At 63.5% G+C, this 21,975-nt stretch carries 17 protein-coding genes; 9 read left to right on the top strand and 8 right to left on the bottom strand.

All coding sequences use genetic code 11. The features are described 5' to 3' along the window. Positions 1-207 precede the first annotated feature (207 nt). Entirely contained in the window at positions 208-4,269 is a 4,062-nt protein-coding gene (pulA, locus tag ACZ9IL_RS14355; RefSeq protein ID WP_476004102.1) for a pullulanase-type alpha-1,6-glucosidase, read from the top strand. 196 nt (positions 4,270-4,465) lie between these two features. On the opposite strand, the gene ACZ9IL_RS14350 is transcribed toward pulA, so the two are convergent. Beyond that, positions 4,466-6,886 (bottom strand): zinc/cadmium/mercury/lead-transporting ATPase, encoded by a 2,421-nt coding sequence (locus ACZ9IL_RS14350; protein ID WP_476005358.1) that lies wholly within the window; start codon positions 6,884-6,886, stop codon positions 4,466-4,468. Between the two features lie 223 nt (positions 6,887-7,109). On the opposite strand from ACZ9IL_RS14350, the gene tpx reads away from it, so the two are divergent. From tpx to ACZ9IL_RS14335, 3 genes are all read left to right on the top strand, one after another. Then, complete coding sequence (gene tpx / locus ACZ9IL_RS14345; RefSeq protein ID WP_476004101.1) at positions 7,110-7,610, top strand: thiol peroxidase; 501 nt, start codon at positions 7,110-7,112, stop codon at positions 7,608-7,610. Positions 7,611-7,753: 143 nt separating this feature from the next. Continuing rightward, positions 7,754-8,974 carry a DEAD/DEAH box helicase gene (locus ACZ9IL_RS14340; protein WP_476004100.1) on the top strand — a complete coding sequence of 407 codons (1,221 nt, stop codon included), beginning with the start codon at positions 7,754-7,756 and terminating at the stop codon, positions 8,972-8,974. Positions 8,975-9,080: 106 nt separating this feature from the next. Continuing rightward, the gene (locus ACZ9IL_RS14335) at positions 9,081-10,577 is read left to right on the top strand and encodes an alkaline phosphatase D family protein (protein ID WP_476004099.1); all 1,497 of its coding nucleotides are present in this window, start codon (positions 9,081-9,083) and stop codon (positions 10,575-10,577) included. 117 nt (positions 10,578-10,694) lie between these two features. On the opposite strand, the gene ACZ9IL_RS14330 is transcribed toward ACZ9IL_RS14335, so the two are convergent. The 5 genes from ACZ9IL_RS14330 to ACZ9IL_RS14310 all read right to left on the bottom strand — a co-directional run bounded on the left by ACZ9IL_RS14330 (position 10,695) and on the right by ACZ9IL_RS14310 (position 16,748). After that, complete coding sequence (locus tag ACZ9IL_RS14330) at positions 10,695-11,495, bottom strand: hypothetical protein (RefSeq protein ID WP_476004098.1); 801 nt, start codon at positions 11,493-11,495, stop codon at positions 10,695-10,697. Beyond that, a complete protein-coding gene (locus tag ACZ9IL_RS14325) occupies positions 11,492-12,808 on the bottom strand; it encodes a sphingomyelin phosphodiesterase (RefSeq protein WP_476004097.1) in 1,317 nt (438 codons plus the stop codon). Before ACZ9IL_RS14325 ends, ACZ9IL_RS14330 begins: the two co-directional genes overlap by 4 nt. 180 nt (positions 12,809-12,988) lie before the next feature. Then, entirely contained in the window at positions 12,989-14,548 is a 1,560-nt protein-coding gene (locus ACZ9IL_RS14320) for a methyl-accepting chemotaxis protein (RefSeq protein WP_476004096.1), read from the bottom strand. A 166-nt stretch (positions 14,549-14,714) separates the two neighbouring features. Then, complete coding sequence (locus ACZ9IL_RS14315) at positions 14,715-15,014, bottom strand: hypothetical protein (RefSeq protein WP_476004095.1); 300 nt, start codon at positions 15,012-15,014, stop codon at positions 14,715-14,717. Positions 15,015-15,143: 129 nt separating this feature from the next. After that, on the bottom strand, positions 15,144-16,748 hold the full coding sequence (locus ACZ9IL_RS14310; RefSeq protein ID WP_476004094.1) for an ABC transporter substrate-binding protein: 1,605 nt from the start codon (positions 16,746-16,748) through the stop codon (positions 15,144-15,146). A gap of 174 nt (positions 16,749-16,922) precedes the next feature. On the opposite strand from ACZ9IL_RS14310, the gene ACZ9IL_RS14305 reads away from it, so the two are divergent. Further along, on the top strand, positions 16,923-17,630 hold the full coding sequence (locus ACZ9IL_RS14305; RefSeq protein WP_476004093.1) for a ParB-like protein: 708 nt from the start codon (positions 16,923-16,925) through the stop codon (positions 17,628-17,630). Positions 17,631-17,697: 67 nt separating this feature from the next. Here ACZ9IL_RS14305 and ACZ9IL_RS14300 read toward each other — a convergent pair whose 3' ends face one another. Beyond that, a complete protein-coding gene (locus ACZ9IL_RS14300) occupies positions 17,698-18,357 on the bottom strand; it encodes a CatB-related O-acetyltransferase (RefSeq protein WP_476004092.1) in 660 nt (219 codons plus the stop codon). 283 nt (positions 18,358-18,640) lie between these two features. Between ACZ9IL_RS14300 and ACZ9IL_RS14295 the strand changes: the two genes are divergently transcribed. Next, positions 18,641-19,069 carry a DUF2753 family protein gene (locus ACZ9IL_RS14295; protein ID WP_476004091.1) on the top strand — a complete coding sequence of 143 codons (429 nt, stop codon included), beginning with the start codon at positions 18,641-18,643 and terminating at the stop codon, positions 19,067-19,069. Positions 19,070-19,078: 9 nt separating this feature from the next. Here ACZ9IL_RS14295 and ACZ9IL_RS14290 read toward each other — a convergent pair whose 3' ends face one another. Further along, the gene (locus ACZ9IL_RS14290) at positions 19,079-19,822 is read right to left on the bottom strand and encodes an enoyl-CoA hydratase-related protein (RefSeq protein WP_476004090.1); all 744 of its coding nucleotides are present in this window, start codon (positions 19,820-19,822) and stop codon (positions 19,079-19,081) included. 89 nt (positions 19,823-19,911) lie between these two features. Here ACZ9IL_RS14290 and ACZ9IL_RS14285 point away from each other — a divergent pair, with 89 nt between their 5' ends. The 3 genes from ACZ9IL_RS14285 (at position 19,912) to ACZ9IL_RS14275 (ending at position 21,881) form a co-directional block, all read left to right on the top strand. Next, positions 19,912-20,352: a copper chaperone PCu(A)C gene (locus ACZ9IL_RS14285; RefSeq protein WP_476004089.1), complete on the top strand. Its 441-nt coding sequence runs from the start codon at positions 19,912-19,914 to the stop codon at positions 20,350-20,352. Positions 20,353-20,444: 92 nt separating this feature from the next. Next, positions 20,445-21,074 (top strand): TIGR04219 family outer membrane beta-barrel protein, encoded by a 630-nt coding sequence (locus ACZ9IL_RS14280; protein WP_476005357.1) that lies wholly within the window; start codon positions 20,445-20,447, stop codon positions 21,072-21,074. Positions 21,075-21,200: 126 nt separating this feature from the next. Next, the gene (locus tag ACZ9IL_RS14275; RefSeq protein ID WP_476004088.1) at positions 21,201-21,881 is read left to right on the top strand and encodes an SDR family oxidoreductase; all 681 of its coding nucleotides are present in this window, start codon (positions 21,201-21,203) and stop codon (positions 21,879-21,881) included. The last annotated feature ends 94 nt before the right edge of the window (positions 21,882-21,975 follow it).

The following is a 21,975-nucleotide window of genomic DNA, read 5'->3' as shown; positions in this document are numbered from 1 at the left end:
GATACTTTCCGGCATGGGGACAATATTGACCCCAGTCTGTGAGCTTGCTCCAACTTTCGTTATGAAAACGTTATCTTGTTGAAACGGATTGGTTTTTTTTGCCGACCTGCTCACATTTACGACAATCTCCGCTGATTAATATGACACCGCTCGGCCAAGGCCGGGTACTCGTCTATCGAGACTAACTACAGCGGGAATTATAAAAAAATGGATATGAAAAAGACCAAAGTGGCGCTGGTTACAGCCTCACTGCTCGCGCTTTTGTCTGGCTGTAATGACAACAGCTCCTCTGCTACCACCCCGACCCCTCAGGATGAGCCCGCCGCTCGCCTTCCCAATGTGCAACCCCCGGCCGAGCTGCTGGTAGCCGGTCCCAATGAGGCGGTGATCGCCCTGGTCGATACCCAGACCAGCGCGGCCCGTGGTGTGGACGGCCCCTTCGCCAGCCACAGCATGCACCTGTGGAACAACGATGCCTGCAACTCGACCGCCGACAGTGGCCTCAACGCGAGCTGGGATGATGCGAGCAAGACGCCGTCCGCGGCAGACAGCTTCGGTCCCGGCTGGGTAGTGCCGCTTGCCAAGATGGAAGGCTGCATCAACTTTATCGCCCGTAACGGCGATCTGGCGAACCTGACCGGCGCCGACATGAAGGTCGTGTTCAGCGATCACCCGGACCGCACCGTGGCCATAGTCGCGGGCAAGAGCGAGATCTTCGGCAGCCGTGCCGAGGCCTTCACCGCCGCCTTCGGCGTGGCGGGTGCCAGCGCCCACCTGATCGATGGCAACACCCTGATCTGGCAAGGGGGCAAGGACAAACCCCATGTGCGCCTCTACTACACCGACTCCGGCACCATCACCGCCAACAGCGAAGGGGTGTTTGACTTCCCCTATCTCAAGCTGACCCCCACCAGCCTGACTGCCGAGCAGCAGGCCAAGTATCCGCACCTCAAGGATGCCGCCGCCTTCGCCCTGCCCTCTGGCAAAGACCTCAAGCCGCTGCTCAAGGGGGAGCTGGTGGCCATCGGCACAGATGCGAGCGGTATTTTGCAGGGGGCGACCCTGGTGCAGAGCGCCGGTGCCCTCGACGCCGTCTACGCCGAGGCAGCCACCAAGCTCAGCTATGGCGCCATCATCGAAGGTGGCAACGTCACCTTCCGGCTCTGGGCACCGACCGCCAAGTCGGTCAAGCTGGCGCTGTTCGATGAGCAACACAAATCCCTGGGCGAGCAGGCCATGACCCTGGACGAGGCCAGCGGCAGCTGGAGTCTGCAGGGCGGTGCCGATCTGGTGGGCAAATATTACCGCTATGACATTCAGGTCTATCATCCCCTGAGTCGCAAGCTGGAATCCTATCAGGTCACCGACCCCTACTCCCTGAGCCTGGCCATGAACTCCGAGTTCAGCCAGGTGGTGGATCTCGACGATCCGGCCCTGAAACCGGCGGGTTGGGACAGCCTGAAGGCCCCCCACAGCCAGGCCAATCCGGCCGACATCGTCATCTATGAGGCCCATGTCCGGGATCTGACCGGCAACGACGAATCCACCCCGGTCGAGCATCGCGGCAAGTTCCTGGGGCTGACCGACAGCGACAGCGTGCCGGTGACTCACCTCAAGGCGTTGGCCAAGAGCGGCGTCAGCCACCTGCACCTGCTGCCGGTGTTTGACATCGCCACCATCAACGAAGATCCGACCAAGGTCGCCAACATCGGTGACGACTTCAGCAAGCTGTGCGAGGTCAACCCCGAGGTCAAGAACTCCAAGTTCGCCAGCCACTGTGGTGGTGGTGAGACCATCGAGGCCGTGCTGACGGATCTGCAAGGAAATGACAGCAAGGAGAGCCCGGTAGTGCAGGAGCTGTACGGCTATCTGCGCGGGGTGGACTCCTTCAACTGGGGTTATGATCCCTTCCACTACACCACCCCGGAAGGCTCCTACGCCACCAATGCGGAGGGGACGACCCGGATCAAGGAGTTCCGCGAGATGGTGCAGGCCATCAAGCAGGACATCGGCATGAACGTGGTGATGGACGTGGTCTACAACCACACCAATGAGGCTGGCCTGGGCCCGAAATCCGTGCTCGACAAGATAGTGCCCTGGTATTACCAGCGCCTGAACCCGGAGACCGGCTCGGTCGAGAACTCCACCTGCTGCTCCAACACGGCGCCGGAACACGCCATGTTCGCCAAGCTGATGGATGACTCCCTGGTGACCTGGGCGCGGGACTACAAGGTCGACGCCTTCCGCTTCGACCTGATGGGCCACCATCCGAAAGATCAGATGGTGCAGGCCCTGGCCGAGGTGAAGAAGGTCAACCCCGAGATGTACTTCTACGGGGAAGGCTGGAACTTCGGCGAGGTGCAGGATGACAAGCGCTTCGTGCAGGCTATCCAGAAACACCTTGGCGGCACCGGCATCGGCTCCTTCTCCGACCGGCTGCGGGATGCGGTCCGTGGCGGCAGCCCGTTTGACGGCGGCGACGCCATCCGCAAGACCCAGGGCTTCGGCAACGGCGCCTATGTGGATCCCAACGAGGTGAACGGGGTCGATCTCGCCACCGCCCTGCATCAGTCCGATCTGGTGCGCCTCGGCATGGCGGGCAACCTCAAGGAGTTCGTGCTGACCGACAAGGACGGCATTCCGAAGAAGGGGGCCGACATCGACTACAACGGTCAACCCGCAGGCTATGCCCAGGATCCGACCGAAGTGCAGAACTATGTCGACAAGCACGACAACCAGACCCTGTTCGACAACCTGGCCTACAAGGCGCCGGCCGGTGCCGATCTGGTGCGGATGCAAGGGGTATCGCTCGCGACCGCCATGCTGGGGCAGGGCATTCCCTTCACCCACGCCGGCGTCGAGCTGCTGCGCTCCAAGTCCATGGAGCGGGACAGCTACGACTCGGGTGACTGGTACAACAGAGTCGACTACGGCTTGAACGACAACAACTTCGACAAGGGCTTGCCGCGCAAGGACAAGGATGGTGACAACTATCCGCTGATCGAGCAGGTACTGGGCAAGCACACCAAACCGGGTGCCGCCGAGATGGAGCGCATGGTGGGCTTCTACCAGGAGCTGGCCGAGCTGCGTCAATCCTCCCGTCTGCTGCGTCTTGGCAGCGGCGCCGAGGTGATCAAGCGGGTCGACTTCCGCAACACCGGGCCGGATCAGGTGCCGGGTCTCATCGTGATGAGCGTGGATGATGGCAGCAAGGCTGGCGCGGATCTGGATCCGACCATCGATGGCTTGGTGGTGATGATTAACGCCACCAACGCGCCCCAGAGCACAGGCGACTTCCGTGACGGCAACGATCAGCCCATCGATCTTTCCGGCATGGTGTTGAGCGGTGCTCACCACTCGAGCGATAGCATCGCCAGCGGTGCCGCCGTGGGGAGCGGTGAGCTGACGCTGGGCGCCTGGTCTGCCGCCGTCTTCGTCAAACCGCAAGCCGGTGCCCAGGGCGCGGGTCTGCCGGTCGGCAAGAAGACGGACTTGAGCACGCTGCCCCCCTTCGGTGACACCGGTGTCTATCTGAAAGGCTTCCTCGGTGAATGGGGCGTGGCCAATCAGCTGCACTTCACCACCAACTTCATGTACGAGTTCAGCACCGAGGTGACGGCCGACAAGCTGGGCGCGACGGAAGTGAAGATCGCCGACGCCGACTGGGGTCCGCTCAACTACGGCAGTTGCAACGCCGGTGACAAGCTGGTCGTGGGGACGCCGTTGACCCTCTGTGCCGGTGGTTCGACGGGCAACATAGGGCTGGATCTGGCCAAGGCCGGTACCTACAAGTTCGTCTTCACCGCCATGAACAAGGACAAGCCGACCCTGAGCGTCAGCTACACCGAACCGGTGCAGAGCTGCAAGGTACTGGATACCGTTGCCGGTAATCCGCTTGGCTACCCGATCTTCGTGCGCGGCAGCCTGAGCGACTGGAATGCACAGCCGGCCTATCAGTTGAACTACAAGGGGATGGAGGGCAGCCTTGCCGTCTATCAGGCCGCGTTTAACTATGCAGGCAGCTTTGACTTCAAGTTTGCCAACGATGACGGCAGCTGGAGCAAGCAGTTCTTCGTCAAGGATGCGGGCGGCACCCTGATCGCACTGCAACCGGAGCAAGTCTATCCGCTGCAACACGGCGATGGCGGCATGGGCAACAACAGCATCACCCTGAACCAGGGTCTGTGGAGCTTCTTGGTCAAGGTTGACCCGAGCAAGACGTCTGGCGAAGTGGGCTCCGTCATAGTGCAGGAGTGCAGCGCCAAGTAAGCAAGCCCATCGAGTCCGGGGCTGGCTCGGCAGCCCCGGGTTGAATTCCACCTCGCCAAGGGTGGGATAAGCCGAGAGAGTAAGAACAAGGCGCGGACTGTCATCATCAGCCGCGCTTTGATTTTTTGGGCGGGTCTGATTGCCTGCATAAAGAAAAGCCGCAACCCAGGGTTGCGGCTTTTTGTTTGTGCCAGTCTTAGCGCTTTCGCAGCAGCCGCAGGGCGTTGGCGGTGACCAGAGCGGTGGCGCCGGTATCGGCCAGCACCGCAATCCACAGCCCGGTGATGCCGAGCAGGCTGGTGACCAGGAAGATGGCCTTGAGCCCCAGCGCCAGGGCTATGTTCTGGTGGATGTTGGCCAGCGCGGCGCGCGACAACCTGATCATGGCGGCAAGGCCGCCGAGCTGGTTGTGGGTCAGGGCCGCGTCTGCGGTCTCCAGCGCCACGTCGGTGCCACCGCCCATGGCGATGCCGATGCTGGCACGCTTCATGGCGGGGGCATCGTTGATGCCATCCCCGATCATGGCGATCTTCTGCGCCTCGGCGAGTTTGGCTATCTCCTCGACCTTGCCCTCCGGCAGCAGGCCGGCGCGCCACGCCATGCCGAGTTCGCTGGCGATGGCTTCGGCGGCGCGGGGGTTGTCCCCGGTCAGCATGATGCTCTGCAGCCCGAGCCCGCGCAGCTCCCGCAGCGCCGCCGCGGCTTCTGGCCGGATCTGGTCGCGCAGTGCCAGCAGGGCGGCCGGTGCGGCATCCGCCTGTGTGAGAACCACCACCGTCTTGCCTTGTGTCTCTAGGCCGGTGATCCGGCTCTGGATCTCCTCGCTCAACGACGCGATGCGGCTCGGCGCCAGCAGTTGCCAGAGGGTGCCGTCGATGCGCCCTTCCACCCCCATGCCCGGCAGGGCACGCAGATCGCTGGCGGCAGACAGGCTCAGCCCCTGTTCATTCGCGGCAGCCACCACGGCGCGGGCCAGCGGGTGGTGGGAGCCCTGTTCGATGGCGGCGGCCAGTGCCAACAGCTCGCCCTCGCTGCGGTCGTTCAGGCCGATGAGGTCGGTCAGCTGTGGCTTGCCCAGGGTCAGGGTGCCGGTCTTGTCGAAGGCGACGGTGTCGACATGAGCCAGCCGCTCCAGTGCGGCACCGCCCTTGATCAGGGCCCCTTGCCGGGTTGCCGCCGCCAGGGCGGAAGTCACCGCCGCCGGGGTGGAGATCACTAGGGCGCAGGGGCAGCCGATCAGCAGCAGCGCCAGCCCGCGGTAGATCCACTCGTCCCAGCTCTGGCCGAAGGCCAGCGGCGGCACTATCACCACCAGCAGGGCGACCAGCATCATGGCCGGGGTGTACCAGCGGCTGAAGCGGTCGATGAAGCGCTCGATGGGGGCGCGCTGGGTCTCGGCCTCCTCGATGAGATGCAAGATGCGGTCGATGGCGTTGTTGCCGGGCTCGGAGACGACCTCGAGACGCAGCACTCTATCCGCCGCCAGACTGCCGGCGGCCACTTTGTCGCCCTGGCGGCGCTCCACCGGAATCGACTCACCGGTCAGGGCGCTCTCATCGAAGGCCCCGAGGGCATCGAGCAGGCGGGCGTCGGCCGGCAGGCGGGCACCCGGGGCTATTTCTATGATGTCGCCGGGACGCAGCGCGTCGGCCGCCACCTCTTCCCGCACATCACCAGTTGGCGTGGGACGGATACGCAGCGCCTTGTCGGGCACCAGCGCCATCAGGGCGCTGACCCCGGCGCGGGCGCGGCCGGCGGCATAGGCCTCCAGATGTTCTCCCAGCATGAACAGCAGCAACACCATGGCCGCCTCGGCGGTTTCGCCGAGGAAGAGGGCGCCGAGCGCCGCTACCGTCATCAGGGTCTCGATGGCGAAGGGGGAGCCGCTTTGGGTCAGGGCCCAGGCCTTGCGGGCGACGGGCCAGAGCCCCCACAGGGTGGCCAGGATAAACAGCGGCTTGCCGAGGGTGTCGGGCAGCAGGGCTGCGACCCCCATCAGGGCCGCCAAGGAGAGCGGCTGCCAATATTTGCCGAGCAGTGCCAACAGAGGGCTGCGCGGCGTAGTGTCAGTGGCCTTGCTCTGCGCCTCTCCCTTGAGTCGAAAACCAGCGGCCAGCACGGCGGCGGTGACGGGATCGGGGGAGAGGCCGGGGGCGAGATCCACCACCAGCTTCTCGGTGGCAAACAACACGCGAGCCTGCTGCACGCCGGCCACCCGGCCGACGGCGGTCTCTATCTTGCGGGCGCAGCTCGGGCAATCCATCCCCAGCACCTGCCAGCTGTGGCGACGGCTGTTCTGCTCGGGGGACGCCAGGGGCTCGGCGCTGTCGGCGGCCTGTTGATGAGCCTGATGAGCATGGCCGGCATGGTCATGAGTCGGCTGCGAGTCGCAGCAACCCTGGCTCTGACAAGGCCCTCTGGGGGGCTCTTCATCCCCGGGCGAGTCACTGGTGCCGTGCTCCTGATGATCATGGGGAGACGCGGCGGGGGCGCAGCTCATCGGGGTCGCATTGTCACAGCAGTGGCTGTCGTGGCTGTGCTCGGCTTGAGGCGTGGCTGCCTTGCTGATCGCCTTGATGGGGGAGGCGTGCGAATGGTTGCAGCAGGTTTTGCTCATCATGTGTCCCTCTTGAACGGATCCCGCCGGTGCGAAATCCTGGATGATTGGACCGAGTGTAAACCTTGGTGTTAAGTCCAAGGTCAAGCCCCTTCTCTCCCTCTCCGGGCCGGATTGATCGATGGGGCAAGAGATAAATCCCTCTTGTTGGCGGGTGTTTGTCCCCGTCGGCAGCGCCTATACTGGGAACCCGGATCCTCACTCGATAATCAAGGACACAACAATGAGCAATACCGTCACCCTGCAAGGCAACCCCGTCTCCGTCTCCGGCCATTTCCCCGTTGCCGGTGAGCAGGCCAAGCCTTTCTCCCTGGTTGCCAAGGACCTGTCTGACGTGACCCTGGCGGCCTTCGCCGGTCAGCGCAAGATCCTGAACATCTTCCCGAGCGTCGATACCCCGACCTGTGCCACTTCCGTACGCAAGTTCAACGAACAGGCCAGCGCCCTGAACAACGCCGTGGTGCTGTGCATCTCCGCCGATCTGCCGTTCGCCCAGTCCCGCTTCTGCGGCGCCGAAGGCCTGGACAAGGTCGTGAGCCTCTCCACCCTGCGCGGTGTCTCCTTCCTGCAAGACTACGGTGTGGCCTTCTCCTCCGGTCCGCTGGTTGGCCTGGCCGCCCGCGCCATCGTGGTGCTGGATGCCGACAACAAGGTACTGCACAGCGAGCTGGTGGCCGAAGTCGCCGACGAGCCGAACTACGCTGCCGCCCTGGCTGCCCTGTAAGTTCAGTCGCGTTCTGATTGCTAACGGCCCGCTCACTGAGCGGGCCGTTTTTCTTGCGGGTTTCGGCGCATCCGGTCACACCCTTTTACTTATGGAATGGGTCTGGCTAGACTTCGCCTCCCACTCCTTGACTCGACACTCCCATGACCTTCAGCGAACTGACCCTTGCCCCGGCTTTGTTGGCCGCCCTGCCCACCGACCTGCAGCACCCCACCCGCATCCAGCAGCTGGCCATTCCGCCCGCACTGGCGGGCCAGGATCTGCTGGCGCTGGCCCAGACCGGCAGCGGCAAGACCCTGGCGTTCGGCCTGCCGCTGCTGCAGCGGCTGGATCCGGCCTCCGATCGGGTACAGGGGCTGGTGCTGGTGCCGACCCGTGAGCTGGCGCTGCAGGTGACGGCCGCGCTGCAGGGGATTGCCGAGGGGCTGGGGTTGCGCGTTCTGACCCTGTGCGGGGGCGTGGCGCAGGAGCTGCAACAGGCCGGGCTGGCGCTGGGGCCGCAACTGCTGGTGGCGACCCCAGGGCGGCTGCGGGATCTGCTGGCGCAGCGTGTGCTGGGATTGAGCAACCTGCACTGTCTGGTGCTGGACGAGGCGGATCGCCTGCTGGAGATGGGCTTCTGGCCCGACATCCAGTGGTTGATGAATGCCATGCCCGCCGGGCGCCAGCAACTGCTGTTCTCCGCCACCCTGCCCCCTGAGCTGGAGAGCCTGGCCACCGGCCTGCTGACGAATCCGTTGCGCATCGAGGCCAATCCCCTCAACAGCCTGGTGAGCGAGATTGAGGAGCGGCTCTATCTGGTCAACAACAGCAGCAAGGTGCCCGCGCTGATCGCCTTGCTCAAGGAGCAGGAGTGGCCGCAGGTGCTGGTGTTTATCAGCGCCAGAGACGATGCCGATGGGGTGGCGCGCAAGCTCGCCAAGGCGGGCATCCCGGTGGCGGCCTTGCACGGCGACAAGGATCAGGTCGCGCGGGAGCAGGCGCTGGCGGATTTCAAGTCCGGCAAGGTACGGGTGCTGGTGGCCACCGATCTGATGGCGCGCGGCATCCATGTGGAGGCGCTGCCGGTGGTGATCAACCTGGATCTGCCCGCCAGTGCCCCCGTCTATGTGCATCGCATCGGCCGCACCGCCCGCGCCGGGCGCAAGGGGCTGGCCATGTCGCTGGTCTGCCACGGCGAGGCCGAAACGCTGGCGGGCATCCGCACCCTGACTGGGCGCGAACTCCCCCTGAACGAACTGTCCGGCTTCCCGGTGACCGACCAGCCCGCCAGCGGCGAGGGCAAACGGGCACCTCGGGACAAGCAGGCAAATCGTCGCACCGCCAACAAGCGCAGCGTCAAGCAGTTCAAGGGCAAGGCCTGACGGAGCAGGCTAAAGCCACGCTTTCGGCATGAGCTGCCCGGCTGGGCAGTATCAAAAGGCGCCGGTTTCACTATGATCCATGGGTTCAATCATGGAGGAATCGCGGATGGCAACTTTGGTAATGGGCCCCTTGCTGGGGCTCGAGTCGGAGACGCAATACAGTCTCTGTTTTGTGGCAGAGGCAAGCTGCAAGGAGGCCAGCGTCAGAGTCAATGGCAAGACGCTGGCCGCGGTCAAGCAGGCGGACACTCCCAAGGGGGGCTTCTGGCGAGCGGTCTGGAAGGCTCCTCTGAAGGCCGAGGGCAACACCATAGGCTACGAGATCCTGCAAGATGGCGAGCCAGCCCGGGATCTGACCGGGGCCAGTCAGTGGCAGTTTCATCTGCCGGGCAAGCAGGACAAGGTGCACATCGGCTATGCCTCCTGCAACGGTTTCTCCGACTTCAAACTGCTCACCTCCACCCCCCAGCCTTATGCCATGTGGGACCGGCTGGCCGCCGAGCACAGGGGCAATCCCTTCTCCTTGCTGCTGATGGGCGGGGATCAGGTCTATGCCGACTCCCTCTGGACCACGGTGCCGACTCTCAAGGCCTGGAACGAGCTGGACCGGGTGGAGAAGGTCAAGCGCAAGGCGACCCGCACCATGGTGGATCAGCTCGACCGCTTCTATTGCGAGCTTTACTGCAAGCAGTGGAGTCGCCCGGAGGTGGCCTCCATGCTGGCATCCATCCCCAGCGCCATGATGTGGGACGATCACGATATCTTCGATGGCTGGGGTAGTTACCCTGCCGATCTGCAGGGCTGCGAGGTCTATCAGGCCGTCTACGCCGCCGCGGCCAAATACTTCCGGCTGTTCCAGCTGCGCTCCGGCGCCAATGCGTCACTGCTCGATGCCAGCCTTGGCCACCACTCCTGGCGGCTGACATTCCGGGGCTACCAGATCCTGGCGCTGGACAACAGGGCGACCCGCACCCTGACCCAGGTGATGAGCCGGGGCCAGTGGGATCAGATCAATGAAGCGCTGGCCGTTTGCGACGAGGGGCACCTGCTGGTGATGACCGGGGTGCCCGTGGTCTATCGGGATTTCTCCTTCACCGAGGCGGCGTTGGATGCCACCCCCTGGGAGGAGGAGCTGACCGACGATCTCAAGGATCACTGGCGCGCCAAGGCCCACGAGGGGGAGCGGGCCCGCCTCATCATGCGGCTGCTGGACAACGCCCGCGTGCGGCGCAAGAACGACAAGGCCGGCAAGGTCGAGTCGAAGACCCTGATCCTGTCCGGCGATGTGCATGTGGGTTGTCTCGGCGTCATCCAGGACAAGCGGGCGAAGGGGGTGTTGAATGTGCACCAGCTGGTCTCCTCCGGCATAGTGCATCCCTGTCCGACCCAGTTCCAGTGGACGGGGATCCTCGCCATGACCAACGACAACCCCGAATATCTCGACGAGAGCCGGCTGATCCGCACCGAGCTCATCAAGCCGTTTGGCGCCCCCGTCTACCTGCGCACCCGCAACTTCGCCACCCTGCAGATGGGCAGCGACAACAAGCTGTGGGCCAACTGGCAATGCGAGAACGGTCTGGCCGCCAGCTACCCCTTGGCCTGATGGCCCGAAGTGACCAAAAGGGCCCATATGCGGGTCCTTTTTTCATGGCGATTGGCTGGCATGACAGGCCGATATTGACGCCCGGGTTTGGCACTGGAGAAGACGGATCGCCATGGCTCAGCGCTGAGCCTGCTCCTGAGCGAAGAAGTCACGCCGCCACTGGCTCAATGCCTCCTCTCTGTGTTGCTGCCAGCGCGCTGAATCCATGTTTCCCTGACTTGCCGCCAACTGCTGCTCCAGCTCGGCCAGCTGCTGCTGATAGCGGGTCCGTTGATCCAGCTGCTGCTGACGCTGACCGGCAAACGCCAGACTGGCATCGGCCTGGGGGGCGGGCAGGAAGTGGTGAGCCAGGGTTTCCAGCTCCTCATCCCCCCATAGCTGGCGCGCCTGCAGCAATCTGGCGTCCGGATTGAACAGGTCTGCCGCCAGATCCGGGTATTGCGCCGCCCATTCGTCCTGCAACCGGGTCAGGGCGGCCAGCCGCTCGGTCAGGGTCAGCTGCTCGCTATCCCTGGCCAGCTGCGCCAGCGCCTGGGCATAGCGCCCCTGCAGCAGGGTCAGGCTCTCCCCCTCGCTCGGCCACTGGCCCTCCACATTCCTCAGGCTCTCCAGCCGCTCATCCAGCGGCTCATCGCTCTGCTGGATCTCGCCGGCGAGTTGAGCCTCGGCCTCCTCGGGCAGTGGCCGCCAGCTGCGGGGCTGGGCCCCGGCGGCTGTCTGGCTGGCAGCAACCACCAACGGTAGTGGATCTGCTTGTGCCGGCTGAGAGGGGACCGGGGCAGCCTGCTGCGGGCTAGTGCCATCCTGGCTGGCATCGGTGGCGGCGGCCGGCTCGTCCTGCCAGCTCAGGTTGAGCAACAGCAGCGACACTAGCAGCGACACTATGGCCAGCGCCAGGATCCCGTGGCGCCGCCTCATCGGCTGATCTCCCCCTTGACCGGGAAGTGATCCGAGAGGTTGCTGGCGGGCCAGAGGCTGCCGTCGCTGGTGCGGGGGATCCAGACGCTGTTGAGATTGTGGCTGGCGGCGCCGTACTCCCGGCTCACCAGCAGGTAGTCCAGGTATTCGACGTTGGCGCCACCGGAGAGGGGGCCGCCGGCATAGGGGTTGAGCCTGGGGTCGAAGGTCGCCTCCGTGTAGCCGCCATAGGCGGGGGCATGGGCATTCAGATTGGCCAGCATGTTGGCGTAGTCACCGGCAAACTTGCGCTTGTTGACGTTGAAGTCGCCGCCATAGATCACGGCGTCCGTGGCCGGGATCTTGAGGCTGGCGGCCAGGGCGCGAATTTGGCCGAACTGGATCTGGCGCAGCTTGCGCGCCTCGTCGGTGTCGAAGCTGGCGGTGTGGGTGGCGAACAGATGCCAGGCCTTGCCGCCCTTGATCACCTCCGCATACATGACCCCCTTGTCGGCGAAACAGTCGGTGCCGGTGCACTGGGGATAGACCAGCTGGGCCTCCCGCACTATGGGGTAGCGACTGACGATCACCACACCGCCGTCGTGGATGTTGATGCCCGGCTTGTCGAGCACCTTGGTCTGGTAGGGATACTCCTTCGCCAGCGCCTGCAGGAAGCCCGCGCGGCGGCCGTCGAACACCTCCTGCAGCAGCAGGGCGTCATAGCCCTTGAGGTGTTCTGGCAGCAGGGTCAGCCGCTCGCCGATGCTGGAGGCGATCACCGGCAGGGCCCAGACGTTGTAGCTGGCAACCTTCAGTTTGTCTTCCGCCGGCTCAGGTTGCTCCCGGGGCTGAGGCGGGGTCAGCATATAGTGCAGATCGTCGTAGCGGCCGGTGAACTTGGCGGCGAAGGCCAGCTCCTGGGGGCCCTCGGTGCGGTGCAGGACGCGGTCGCTCTGCCAGCCGGACGCGCCGGTGGGCGTCTCGCCGCCGTGCTGCAAGGTGGTGTTCCACCAGGTGCCCTCCATCAACTGGTTGAGGCGGTAGACGTCGCCGCCGGCCGTGGTGACCCGGGTCTCGAACAGATAGTTCTTGCCCGCCTTCACTCCTTCATAGCGATTGAAGCTGAGCACCATGGCGCTCTCCCAGGGGCCGAGCTCAGTCCTGTGCTGAGTCCACTGGCTGCCTTGCTGCAGCTGACCGCTGCCACTTTGGCGGATCTCCAGCAGCAGAGGTTCGGGGCCGTTGTTGGTGAGATAGACATCGGTATCGGCCAGCGCCTGCAACGGCAGGGAGCCGGCGAGCAGCAGGGAGGCATAACGGAGGGGGTGGTGCATCATTGAAGTCCTTTTGGTCGAGGCACGGTGGAAACTGACTGTTATGGCGGGCACAGAGGTCATTTCATTTACATTTTTGTTACAAATAAATGAAAGGCCCCATATGGGGAGTATTTGGCGGGGAAGGCGGGGAAAACAGAAGCGCGTCCTGAGACGCGCCTGGCTACACGGGGAGCGGGCTCAGTCGTGGAACTGGTTGATCAGGCGGGAGAGATTTTGCAGCCGCTCCACCAAGAGTGTGATGCCATCGAGCGCCAGTCGACTGCTGTCGGCGGTGTGGTTGGCCAGCTGGTGGATCTGGTGGATCCCCTGATCCAGGGTGCTGGTGACGTCCGCCTGCTGGCTGACGGCCTGGGCTATCTCGTCGCTGGTGTGGGTGACCTGGGCCAGCATCTGGTTGATCTGGTCGAGCACCTCGGCGGTGGCTCCCATGTGTTGCTGGCAGAGGGCCGAGGTCTGGGCCCCCTGGATCATGCCATCGGACAGCTGCTGGGTGCTCTGTTGCAGCGCCCCTATCATGTCGCTGATCTCGCCGGTGGAGCTGCGGGTCTTCTGGGCCAGCGCCCGGATCTCGTCGGCCACCACCGCGAAGCCGCGGCCCTGCTCGCCGGCTCGCGCCGCCTCGATGGCCGCGTTGAGGGAGAGCAGGTTGGTCTGATCCGCTATCTGGCCTATCACCTCCAGGATCCCGCTGATTTTCTGGCTGTCCTGGGTCAGCCGGGCCAGCACGCCCTGGCTGGCATCCAGCTCGTGATGAAGCCGGTTGACCGACGAGCGGGTGGTGGCCAGCGCCTGTTGGCCGCTGATGGAGACCTGCTGTACCTCGCTCACCAGCGCATTGGCCTGATGAGCGTTGTTGGCCACGTCGCGGATCGACTGGCTCATCTGGGTGATGGCGGCGGCCAGTTGCTCGCTCTGGAGCCGCTGCTGCTGCAGGTGGGTGTCTATGGTCTGGATGTGGCCCCTGTCGTCTTCGGCGGCCTGCAGGATCTGCTGGTTGGTGTCGGCGCTGCGGCCCACCACGGCCCTGAGCTCGGCCTTCTTCATGCGCAGCAGCAGTTCGATGGCCCCCAGACTGTCCTGCCGCTTGGTGTAGAGCACCTGACACAGCGGGGTGCCGAGCTCCTCGCCCGCGGTGGTCAGCAGCCGCGCCAGCCGCTGTTGCAGGTGCCAGCCATGGGCCATCTGCGCCAGCAGGCAGAGCAGGGGAATCGCGCTCCACCCGGGCTGGCCCGTGACCAGACTGGTGCCCAGCCCAAGCAGGGAGATGCCCGACAGCAGCAGGCTGAGCCGACCCGGCTCCAGGGGGAGGCGGCTGAGCCAGGGCAGGGCCTTGCCCGCCCGTAGCCGGGCATAGAGCTGATCCGCCCAGGCGATGTCCTGCTCGCTCGGGCGGGTGCGCACCGACTGGTACTCGATGATCTGCTGCCGTTCGTTGAGGATGGGGGTGACATAGGCATTGACCCAGTAGAACTGGCCGCTCTTGGCGCGGTTCTTTACCAGCCCCATCCAGCTCTTGCCTTGCTGCAACCGGCGCCACATGTCGGCAAAGGCGGCCTTGGGCATGTCCGGGTGGCGGACCAGATTGTGGGGGACCCCGTCCATCTCGCTGGCACTGTAACCGGCCACGTCGCAGAAGTGCTGGTTGGCATAGGTGATGTGGCTGGCGGGATCCGTGGTCGAGATCAGTGATATGTGGTCGGGAAAATGGATCTCCCCTTCTCGCTGGGTGGTGGTCATGTGCGCATCCTGATTTGAGCCAAGTAACTGATAAATTTGTTTTTATTGTGTGTCGTTGTGATGGCTTCATTGTAGATGCGGGCCATGGCCCAACCTTGGCTCAGGTCAATTAATCGCCACTGGGGAGGCCGAAAAGAGACAATGCAAAGGTGTATTCAACCCGGACTCAGCGCAGGGACGTGAAATCGTGAACTTCACCCGCCCTCGGCTTGAAGCGGGGATCCTGGCTCTGCTGGTCTGTGACCCAGGCCATGGTCTGGCAGAAGCTCTCATGCCTGGCAAATTCGTCGCGGGCCTGATCGATGGCGCGCTCGGCGTTGCGCCGCGCCATCTTGTCGGCCTTGCGATCGCTGAACTGCTGGTGCTGGCTTAGCATCCATTCGGTGAAGGCCTGTCGGCACTCGGGTTCGATGGTGGCCCGGGCAGGCAGGGTGGAGAACAAGAGGAGCAGGAGTAGGAGGCGCATATGGGCAGAGAGTTAACGAGAAGATTAGGCAGAAAGGCAGCATTCTATGCCGACAATGCAGAAGAAAATAGTGCCAAAAGAGGGGCCAGCCAGGCTTGGCCCCATGAGGTCGGCGTCCGCTGAGCGCTATCAGTGCTTGATCAGATAGAGCTGGCGGCTGTAGGCCACGTCTTCCGGGTTGTTGATGGGATAGCCCTTGAGCCAGGGCTTGATCAGCCGGGCGTTGGTGTACTGGTAGATGGGGGCGATCGGCGCCTCCTCCTGCAAGATGGTCTCGGCCTCATCGAACAGGCGCTCGCGCTCACGCGGATCCTGGCTGCCGCTGGCCTGGGTCAGCAGGGCGTCGTAGCGGGGGCTGGCGAAGCGGGCCATGTTGCCGCTGTGGTGGCTGCCCCAGAGGCCGAGGAAGGCGGACGGATCGTTGTAATCGGCGACCCAGGAGGAGCGGATCACCTCGAACTGGCCGCTCTGGCGACTGTCGAGATAGGTCTTCCACTCCTGATTGGTGAGCTCGACCTCGGCGCCGAGCTTCTGCTTCCACAGGTTGGCGATGGCCAGCGCCATCTTCTTGTGGATCTCGGCGGTGTTGTAGAGCAGGGTCAGCTTGAGCGGCTTGGCCGGGCCGTAGCCGGCCTCTTTCAGCAAGGCTCTGGCCTTCTCATCCAGCTCGCGCTGGCTGCTGGTGGAGAGAACGTTGGGCTTGGGCACGAAGTCGGCGGTCACGTCCGGGGTGAAGCGATAGGCCGGTTTCTCCCCGGTGCCGAGCACCTTGTTGGCGATGAGGTCGCGATCGATGGTGTAGGAGAGCGCCTTGCGTACCCGCACATCGTCAAGCGGCGCCCGCTGGGTGTTGAAGGCGTAGTAGTAGGTGCCGAGCTGCTCCGGGGTATAGACCTCCCCCGGGATCTGCTTCATCAGCTTCTGGTACTGCTCCTTGGGGAAGGACTCGGTGATCTGCAGATCGCCCGCCAGATAGCGGTTGGTGGCGGCGCTCTCCTGGTTGATGGGGACGAAGGTGACCTTGGTCAGCACTGTGTGGGCCTTGTCCCAGTAATGGGGATTCGGGGTCAGCTCCAGCCGCTCGTTCACCACCCTGTTGTTCAGCACGAAGGCACCGTTGCCGACCAGTTTGCCCGGCTGGGTCCACTGGCTGCCATATTGCTCCATGCTGGCCCGGTGCAGCGGCGACAGGCTGGGATGGGTCAGCAGGCTCAGGAAGTAGGGCACCGGCTGGGACAGGTTCACCTGCAGGGTATGGTCATCGAGGGCCTGCACCCCGAGCGCCTCGGGAGCCAGCTTGCCCGCGACTATCTCGTCCACGTTATTGAAGTGGGCCAGCTGGGCAAACCAGGCGAAGGTGGCCGCCTCCCTGGGATCCACCAGCTTGCGCCAGCCGTAGACGAAATCGCTGGCCTTGACCTCGTCGCCGTTGGACCAGCGGGCATCCGGCCGCAGATGGAACGTGAATTGTCGGTTATCCTTGTTCTCCCAGCGCATCGCCACCCCGGGCAGTACCTTGCCATCGGGCCCCTGGGTCAACAGCCCCTCGTAGAGATCCCTCAGCACCTGCAGCTCGGGCAGACCGACCAGCTTGAGCGGACTCAGGCTGGTGGGCTCGTCTTTCAGGTGACGCACCACCGCCTGTTCGGCGGCGAGTTGGGTGCCGGGCGGAACATCCGCGGCCTGGACGCAGGCACAGCCCAGCAGGGCCAGCAAGGGACTCCATCCTTTCATGGCTAATCCTTCAAAATGTGTGAAGCGGGGAGAAAACTCGGCGAGAAATCATCGCCGATAGACGGGGAATCATGATATCTCCTTTGCTGGTCAGACCGCCAGCATGAGTCCCGTGATAGCCGGGCGTGGCGCCCCATTATTCCCCCGTGCTGGCGCGGGGCAGAGGAGTGAACGATGAGAGCATGGATGGTATTGGCCTGTATCCTGAGCCCGGGGGCCTGGGCGCTGGCGCCTTGCGAGCCAACCAGCCAGGTAGGGAGCTGGTGCGAGGTGAGCATAGCGCAGCTGCATCCGACCCAGGGCGGGGTGGGCCAGTTGCAGGTCGATGCCACCCAGCGCGAGCTGGCGGACAAGAGCCCGGAGCAGCTCGACAAGTTGATGAAGAAAAAAGAGATCCCCGTGGTCATCGCCCCGGACGGCGGCTACTGGCTGGTGGACCGCCATCACCTGACCAAGGCGCTGTGGCAGCAGGGGGTGAAGCAGGCCCGGGTCAAGGTCATCGCCCGGTTGCAGGACAAGGCGAGCTTCTGGAGCCAGATGCAGAACCATCACTGGGCCTGGCTGAAGGATGAGCGCGGTCAGCCGCTGACCCCGCAGCAACTGCCCAAGCAGATCGGCGAGCTGCCAGATTACCCCTACCGCTCCCTGGCGGGGCAGCTGCAGGATGCGGGCTACTTTGCCAAGCGGGATCAGGTCTATTTCGTCGAGTTCGCCTGGGCCAGCTGGCTCGGCCAGCAGATGGACTGGCTGCCGGTCAATGCCGCCAATCTGGCGGATCGGCTCAGTCAGGCCAAGCGACTGGCCTGCAGCAGCAAGGCCAAGGGACTGCCGGGCTATCCCGGCAAGCAGTGCAGTCTCAACCACTCGAAAACCGCGCAGTGACTCTTGGGTCGTGCAACGAAAGAGGGCGATCCCAGGGTCGCCCTCTTGCTATTCCGTTATTGGCGCCTTAGCGGGCGATGCGCTGCCACTGCGCCGCCGCTTGTTCCAGCAGGGCGATGTCCCCTTGCTGGATCTGTGGCAGCAGGCGGGTGATCTGTTCGTCCGGCCAATCCCACCAGGCCAGTGCCTGCAGACGGACAATCTCGTCGTCACTAAAGCGCATCCGGATCACCCTGGCCGGCGTGCCCGCCACCATGGCATAGGGCGGCACATCCTGACTCACCAGCGAGCGTGCCGCTATGATGGCGCCATCGCCGACGGTGACGCCGGGCATGATCATCGCATCCATGCCAATCCAGACGTCGTTGCCAATGCGGGTATCCCCGGCGGGGCGATTGCTGCGTGTGAGGGCCTCCACATCGGAGAACGGATAGGTGCTGATGAAGTCGGTGTTGTGGGTGTGGTTGCCCCCCATCAGGATCTTTACCCCGGCGGCGATCTGCACATAGTCACCGATGTGGAGTCGGTCTATGTGCCAGAGCGGCTCCCAGCCGGTCGCCGGGTTGCGGCTCCAGCTATCGCCATGGAGATAGCGCACCGCCACCTCCTCGAAGAGACCGTCCCAGGCGCCCGAGTAGTAGCTGTGTTGCCCCTTGAGGCAGATGTTGGAGTTGCTCACCGTCAGGTGCAGGTATTCGACCTGCGACCAGTGCTGACAGGTTTTCATCTTGGTATTCCTCTGATTGATGGATCTGGATAGTGGCGTTCGGTTGAGCGCGGCTAATAGATCCAGACCAGCATGCGGGGAATGCAGAGCAGGGAGCAGCCCAGCATTTGGGGGAGACGAGGTGCCATCGATGATGATTTCTGACCGGTGTGAAGGACCACCATCATAAGCGTGAGCCCCTCCTGCGCCAAACGGTGTAAAAACCAGCACCTACGGTCTGGTTGATATTTATTCTCAATTAGCCATGATACAGGCTCCACCCATGTCGGCAGGGGAGAGGGAGATGACGAATCAGAATTGGCAGCGTTACATGCTGGAGGCGGAGAATGCGCTGGGCAAGGGGGCGCTTGGCACGGCCATCTGTCTCTATCAGCAGGCCCTGGGGGAGGTGTATGAGCTGGCGACCGACGATCTGGACGAGCTGGCCAGCATGCGGGTCGCCACCTGTCATCGCCTCGCCGACTTCTGGCGCGCCATGGAGGAGCCCGCCTATGAGCTGCGTTACCTCAAGCTCGCCTCCGAGCTGGTCACCGCCCTGGTGCCCCAGTGTCCGAACCTGGCGTGCGAGTCCCTCATCAGCGAGCTGGGCTGTTGCCGTGCTGCGCTGCTCTCCTTTCTCAAGCGCCACCCCAATCCCGAAATAGCCAAGCTGATCCAGCTGCAGGACAAGGTGCAGGGCTGCGAGCTGATCGGCCGCTTCCGCCTGAACTAGCTACTCGTCTCAGCGCCTGAGCCGGTGGGCGATGCGCGCCTGGGCTTCTTCCCCCTGCAGGGCGAGGGAGAAGGCGCGGGCCTCCAGATCGATGACGAAATGCACCGCCTGTTTGAGCTCCTGCTTGAGCAGGGCCTTGCTCTTTTGCAGTGCCTTCGGTGGTTTGGCAGCCAGCCTCAGGCCCTGTTCGCGGGCCAGTGCCAGCAGCTCGTTGGCGGCCACCACCCGGTTGGCGAGCCCCAGGCGCAGCGCCTCTTTCGCATCGATGGCCTCCGCCAGCAGCAACAACTCGGCCGCCTTCAGATGACCAACGGCCCGTGGCAGCAAGAGGCTGGAGGCAAACTCCGGCACCAGTCCCAGCTCGACGAATGGCAGCTGCAACCGGGCGTTATCCCCCAGGTAGACCAGATCGCAGTGCAGCAGCAGGGTGGTGCCTATTCCCACGGCGGGGCCGGCGACCGCGGCGATGACCGGCTTGGGGAAATCGGCAAGGGCATGCAGGAACTGCAAGATGGGATCGTCGGCATCCAGGCTCGACTTACCCATAAAGTCGGCCAGATCGTTGCCGGCGGTGAAACAATCGTGCTGCCCCTGTATCAGCAGCACATGCACGGCGTCATCTTGTGTCGCTTGGCGCAGGGCCTCGGTGAGGGCGAGATACATCCCGGTATTGAGGGCGTTGCGCTTGTCCGGCCGATTGAGGGTCAGGATGAGCAAGCCATCCTGCTGCTCGGTCAGAATTGTGAGGGCCATGTCTGAATCCTTGTTATCGGAGGCTGTCAAAAGCTTGCTGCAGGGGTAAGCTTCGCTTCGTTTAACAACATCATAAAAGGATTCCCACCATGTTTAAACGTGCGTTTTACACCATTGTGACTCTGCTGCTGGCGGCCCCCGCCTTTGCCAAGGTCGAGGCCGTCGATGGCTATGTGCGGCTGCTGCCCCCCGGATCACCGAATACGGCGGCCTTCATGGTGCTCAAGAACGATGGCGACCAGCCGGTAACCCTGACTGCCGTTGCTTCCTCCAACGCGGGTCGGGCCGAGCTGCACACCCACCTGCACGAGAACGGGGTGATGAAGATGCGCCAGGTCCAGGGCATCGCCATTCCCGCCAAGGGGGAGGTCGCCCTCAAACCCGGCAGTTTCCACATCATGCTGTTCGAGGTGCGCGAGCTGTCTCAGGACGTCCCCTTCCCGTTGATCCTGACTCTGGACGATGGTCAGACCATCAGCCTGAACCTGCCGGTGAAGCCGGTTGAGCCGATGAAAGGCATGCAGCACTGACATTAATGGACGCTTGTTCAGTTTTTTACTCTAGGTATTCCTTGTGTTGCGGGTAAAATAGTGGCCTTTCCAGTCCATAAGGGAGCTATATGATGAAGAAGACTTTGATTGCAGCCAGTTTGTTGGGCCTGTTCAGCCACGCCGCCATGGCCGCCGATGACTGGCGTTTTGCCGCCGGTGCCGATATGTGGAACTCCCAGGGCAGCGGCAGCATCCACGGTGTGGATGCCAACGGCAGCTACGATGACCAGTACAACTGGACCGGCTACCTGCAACTGGAGCACGACATCTTCCTGCTGCCCAACGCCAAGTTCGAGATCACCGATTTCAGCACCTCCGGTGGCGCCTTCAGCAACGATCTCGAAGCCTATGATCTGACCCTCTACTATCGCCTGCTGAACAACGATCTGTTCAAGATCGATCTGGGTCTGACCGGTCGTCAGTACGACGGCAAGTTCCACACCCTGAACGAATCCTATGACGAGGGTGAGCTGATGGCTTACACCGGCGCAGAAGTGATGTTGCCGGGTACCGGCGTCTCCTTCTTCGGCGACGCTCGCATCGAGAATGGCGATCACTATGACTACCGGATCGGGGCGGCTTACCAGTTCTCCTCCATCCCGGTGCAGATCCGTGCCGGCTGGCGTGATGCTGCCATCGACATCGCCGAGATGGATCAGGGTATCGAAGGCTGGTTCATCGGCGGTGCTTTCCGCTTCTAATCGGCTCAGCCAGGGGCAACAACCTGCGGCACATCAGAGTGACGCAGGTTGTTGCCTGGCGAGCGATTTAGACAAGCCCATGATGGGTGAGTCGACGACATCTTCCACTGCCTGGGGGTAACAGATATGGGCCACATCATAGTGACTGGCGCGGGCTCCGGCCTCGGCCGCGCACTGACAATCGGACTGGTAGCGCGTGGTCACCAGGTCTCCATGATGGGGCGCCGTTACCAGAAGCTGCAGGAGCAGGAACAACTGCTCGGCCGCGCCGTGGTCGGCATCGCCGCCGATCTGGCGCACCATGAGGATGTGGAGATGGCGTTCTCCGCCGCACTGGCCTGGGGGGGATTGCCCGAGCTGGTGATCCACTGCGCTGGCGTGGGGGAGTTTGGCCCGGTCGGCGTCTATACCGCCGAGCAGATCCGCCGGGTGGTGGAGAGCAATCTCATCTCCACCATACTGGTGGCCCAGCAGACGGTGAAGCTCATCGGCGACAAGGGCGGGGTTCTGGCCAACGTGCTCTCCTCCGCGGCGCAGGCCGGCAAGGCCAACGAGAGCCTCTATTGCGCCTCCAAGTGGGGCATGCGTGGCTTTCTGGAGTCCCTGCGGGTCGAGCTCAAGGGCTCGAAGCTGCGGCTGGTGAACCTCTATCCGAGTGGGATCCGCAGCGAATTCTGGGACAACTCGAACCATGTGGACTCGAGCAACTTCATGACCCCGGAAGATGCCGCCGCCTACATGCTGGATGCGCTGGAAGCGCGCAGCAGCTGTCATGTGACCGATCTCTTTATCGGACGCAACGACTAGGTTGCTTGTTCCTAGCGGTATGAACCGCTGCCTGCACAACAAAAAGCGCGCCAACTGGCGCGCTTTTTTTATTGAAGTGCAGTGTTAAGTATCG

It is taken from the genome of Aeromonas sp. TECH754 (assembly GCF_056279295.1).
This window is presented reverse-complemented; position numbering and strand designations above follow the sequence as displayed.

Excerpts from the sequence above, each read along its gene's own strand:
- pulA (WP_476004102.1), top strand. The coding sequence starts at position 208 with ATGGATATGAAAAAGACCAAAGTGGCGCTGGTTACAGCCTCACTGCTC.
- ACZ9IL_RS14350 (WP_476005358.1), bottom strand. The coding sequence starts at position 6,886 with ATGAGCAAAACCTGCTGCAACCATTCGCACGCCTCCCCCATCAAGGCG.
- tpx (WP_476004101.1), top strand. The coding sequence starts at position 7,110 with ATGAGCAATACCGTCACCCTGCAAGGCAACCCCGTCTCCGTCTCCGGC.
- ACZ9IL_RS14340 (WP_476004100.1), top strand. The coding sequence starts at position 7,754 with ATGACCTTCAGCGAACTGACCCTTGCCCCGGCTTTGTTGGCCGCCCTG.
- ACZ9IL_RS14335 (WP_476004099.1), top strand. The coding sequence starts at position 9,081 with ATGGCAACTTTGGTAATGGGCCCCTTGCTGGGGCTCGAGTCGGAGACG.
- ACZ9IL_RS14330 (WP_476004098.1), bottom strand. The coding sequence starts at position 11,495 with ATGAGGCGGCGCCACGGGATCCTGGCGCTGGCCATAGTGTCGCTGCTA.
- ACZ9IL_RS14325 (WP_476004097.1), bottom strand. The coding sequence starts at position 12,808 with ATGCACCACCCCCTCCGTTATGCCTCCCTGCTGCTCGCCGGCTCCCTG.
- ACZ9IL_RS14320 (WP_476004096.1), bottom strand. The coding sequence starts at position 14,548 with ATGACCACCACCCAGCGAGAAGGGGAGATCCATTTTCCCGACCACATA.
- ACZ9IL_RS14315 (WP_476004095.1), bottom strand. The coding sequence starts at position 15,014 with ATGCGCCTCCTACTCCTGCTCCTCTTGTTCTCCACCCTGCCTGCCCGG.
- ACZ9IL_RS14310 (WP_476004094.1), bottom strand. The coding sequence starts at position 16,748 with ATGAAAGGATGGAGTCCCTTGCTGGCCCTGCTGGGCTGTGCCTGCGTC.
- ACZ9IL_RS14305 (WP_476004093.1), top strand. The coding sequence starts at position 16,923 with ATGAGAGCATGGATGGTATTGGCCTGTATCCTGAGCCCGGGGGCCTGG.
- ACZ9IL_RS14300 (WP_476004092.1), bottom strand. The coding sequence starts at position 18,357 with ATGAAAACCTGTCAGCACTGGTCGCAGGTCGAATACCTGCACCTGACG.
- ACZ9IL_RS14295 (WP_476004091.1), top strand. The coding sequence starts at position 18,641 with ATGACGAATCAGAATTGGCAGCGTTACATGCTGGAGGCGGAGAATGCG.
- ACZ9IL_RS14290 (WP_476004090.1), bottom strand. The coding sequence starts at position 19,822 with ATGGCCCTCACAATTCTGACCGAGCAGCAGGATGGCTTGCTCATCCTG.
- ACZ9IL_RS14285 (WP_476004089.1), top strand. The coding sequence starts at position 19,912 with ATGTTTAAACGTGCGTTTTACACCATTGTGACTCTGCTGCTGGCGGCC.
- ACZ9IL_RS14280 (WP_476005357.1), top strand. The coding sequence starts at position 20,445 with ATGAAGAAGACTTTGATTGCAGCCAGTTTGTTGGGCCTGTTCAGCCAC.
- ACZ9IL_RS14275 (WP_476004088.1), top strand. The coding sequence starts at position 21,201 with ATGGGCCACATCATAGTGACTGGCGCGGGCTCCGGCCTCGGCCGCGCA.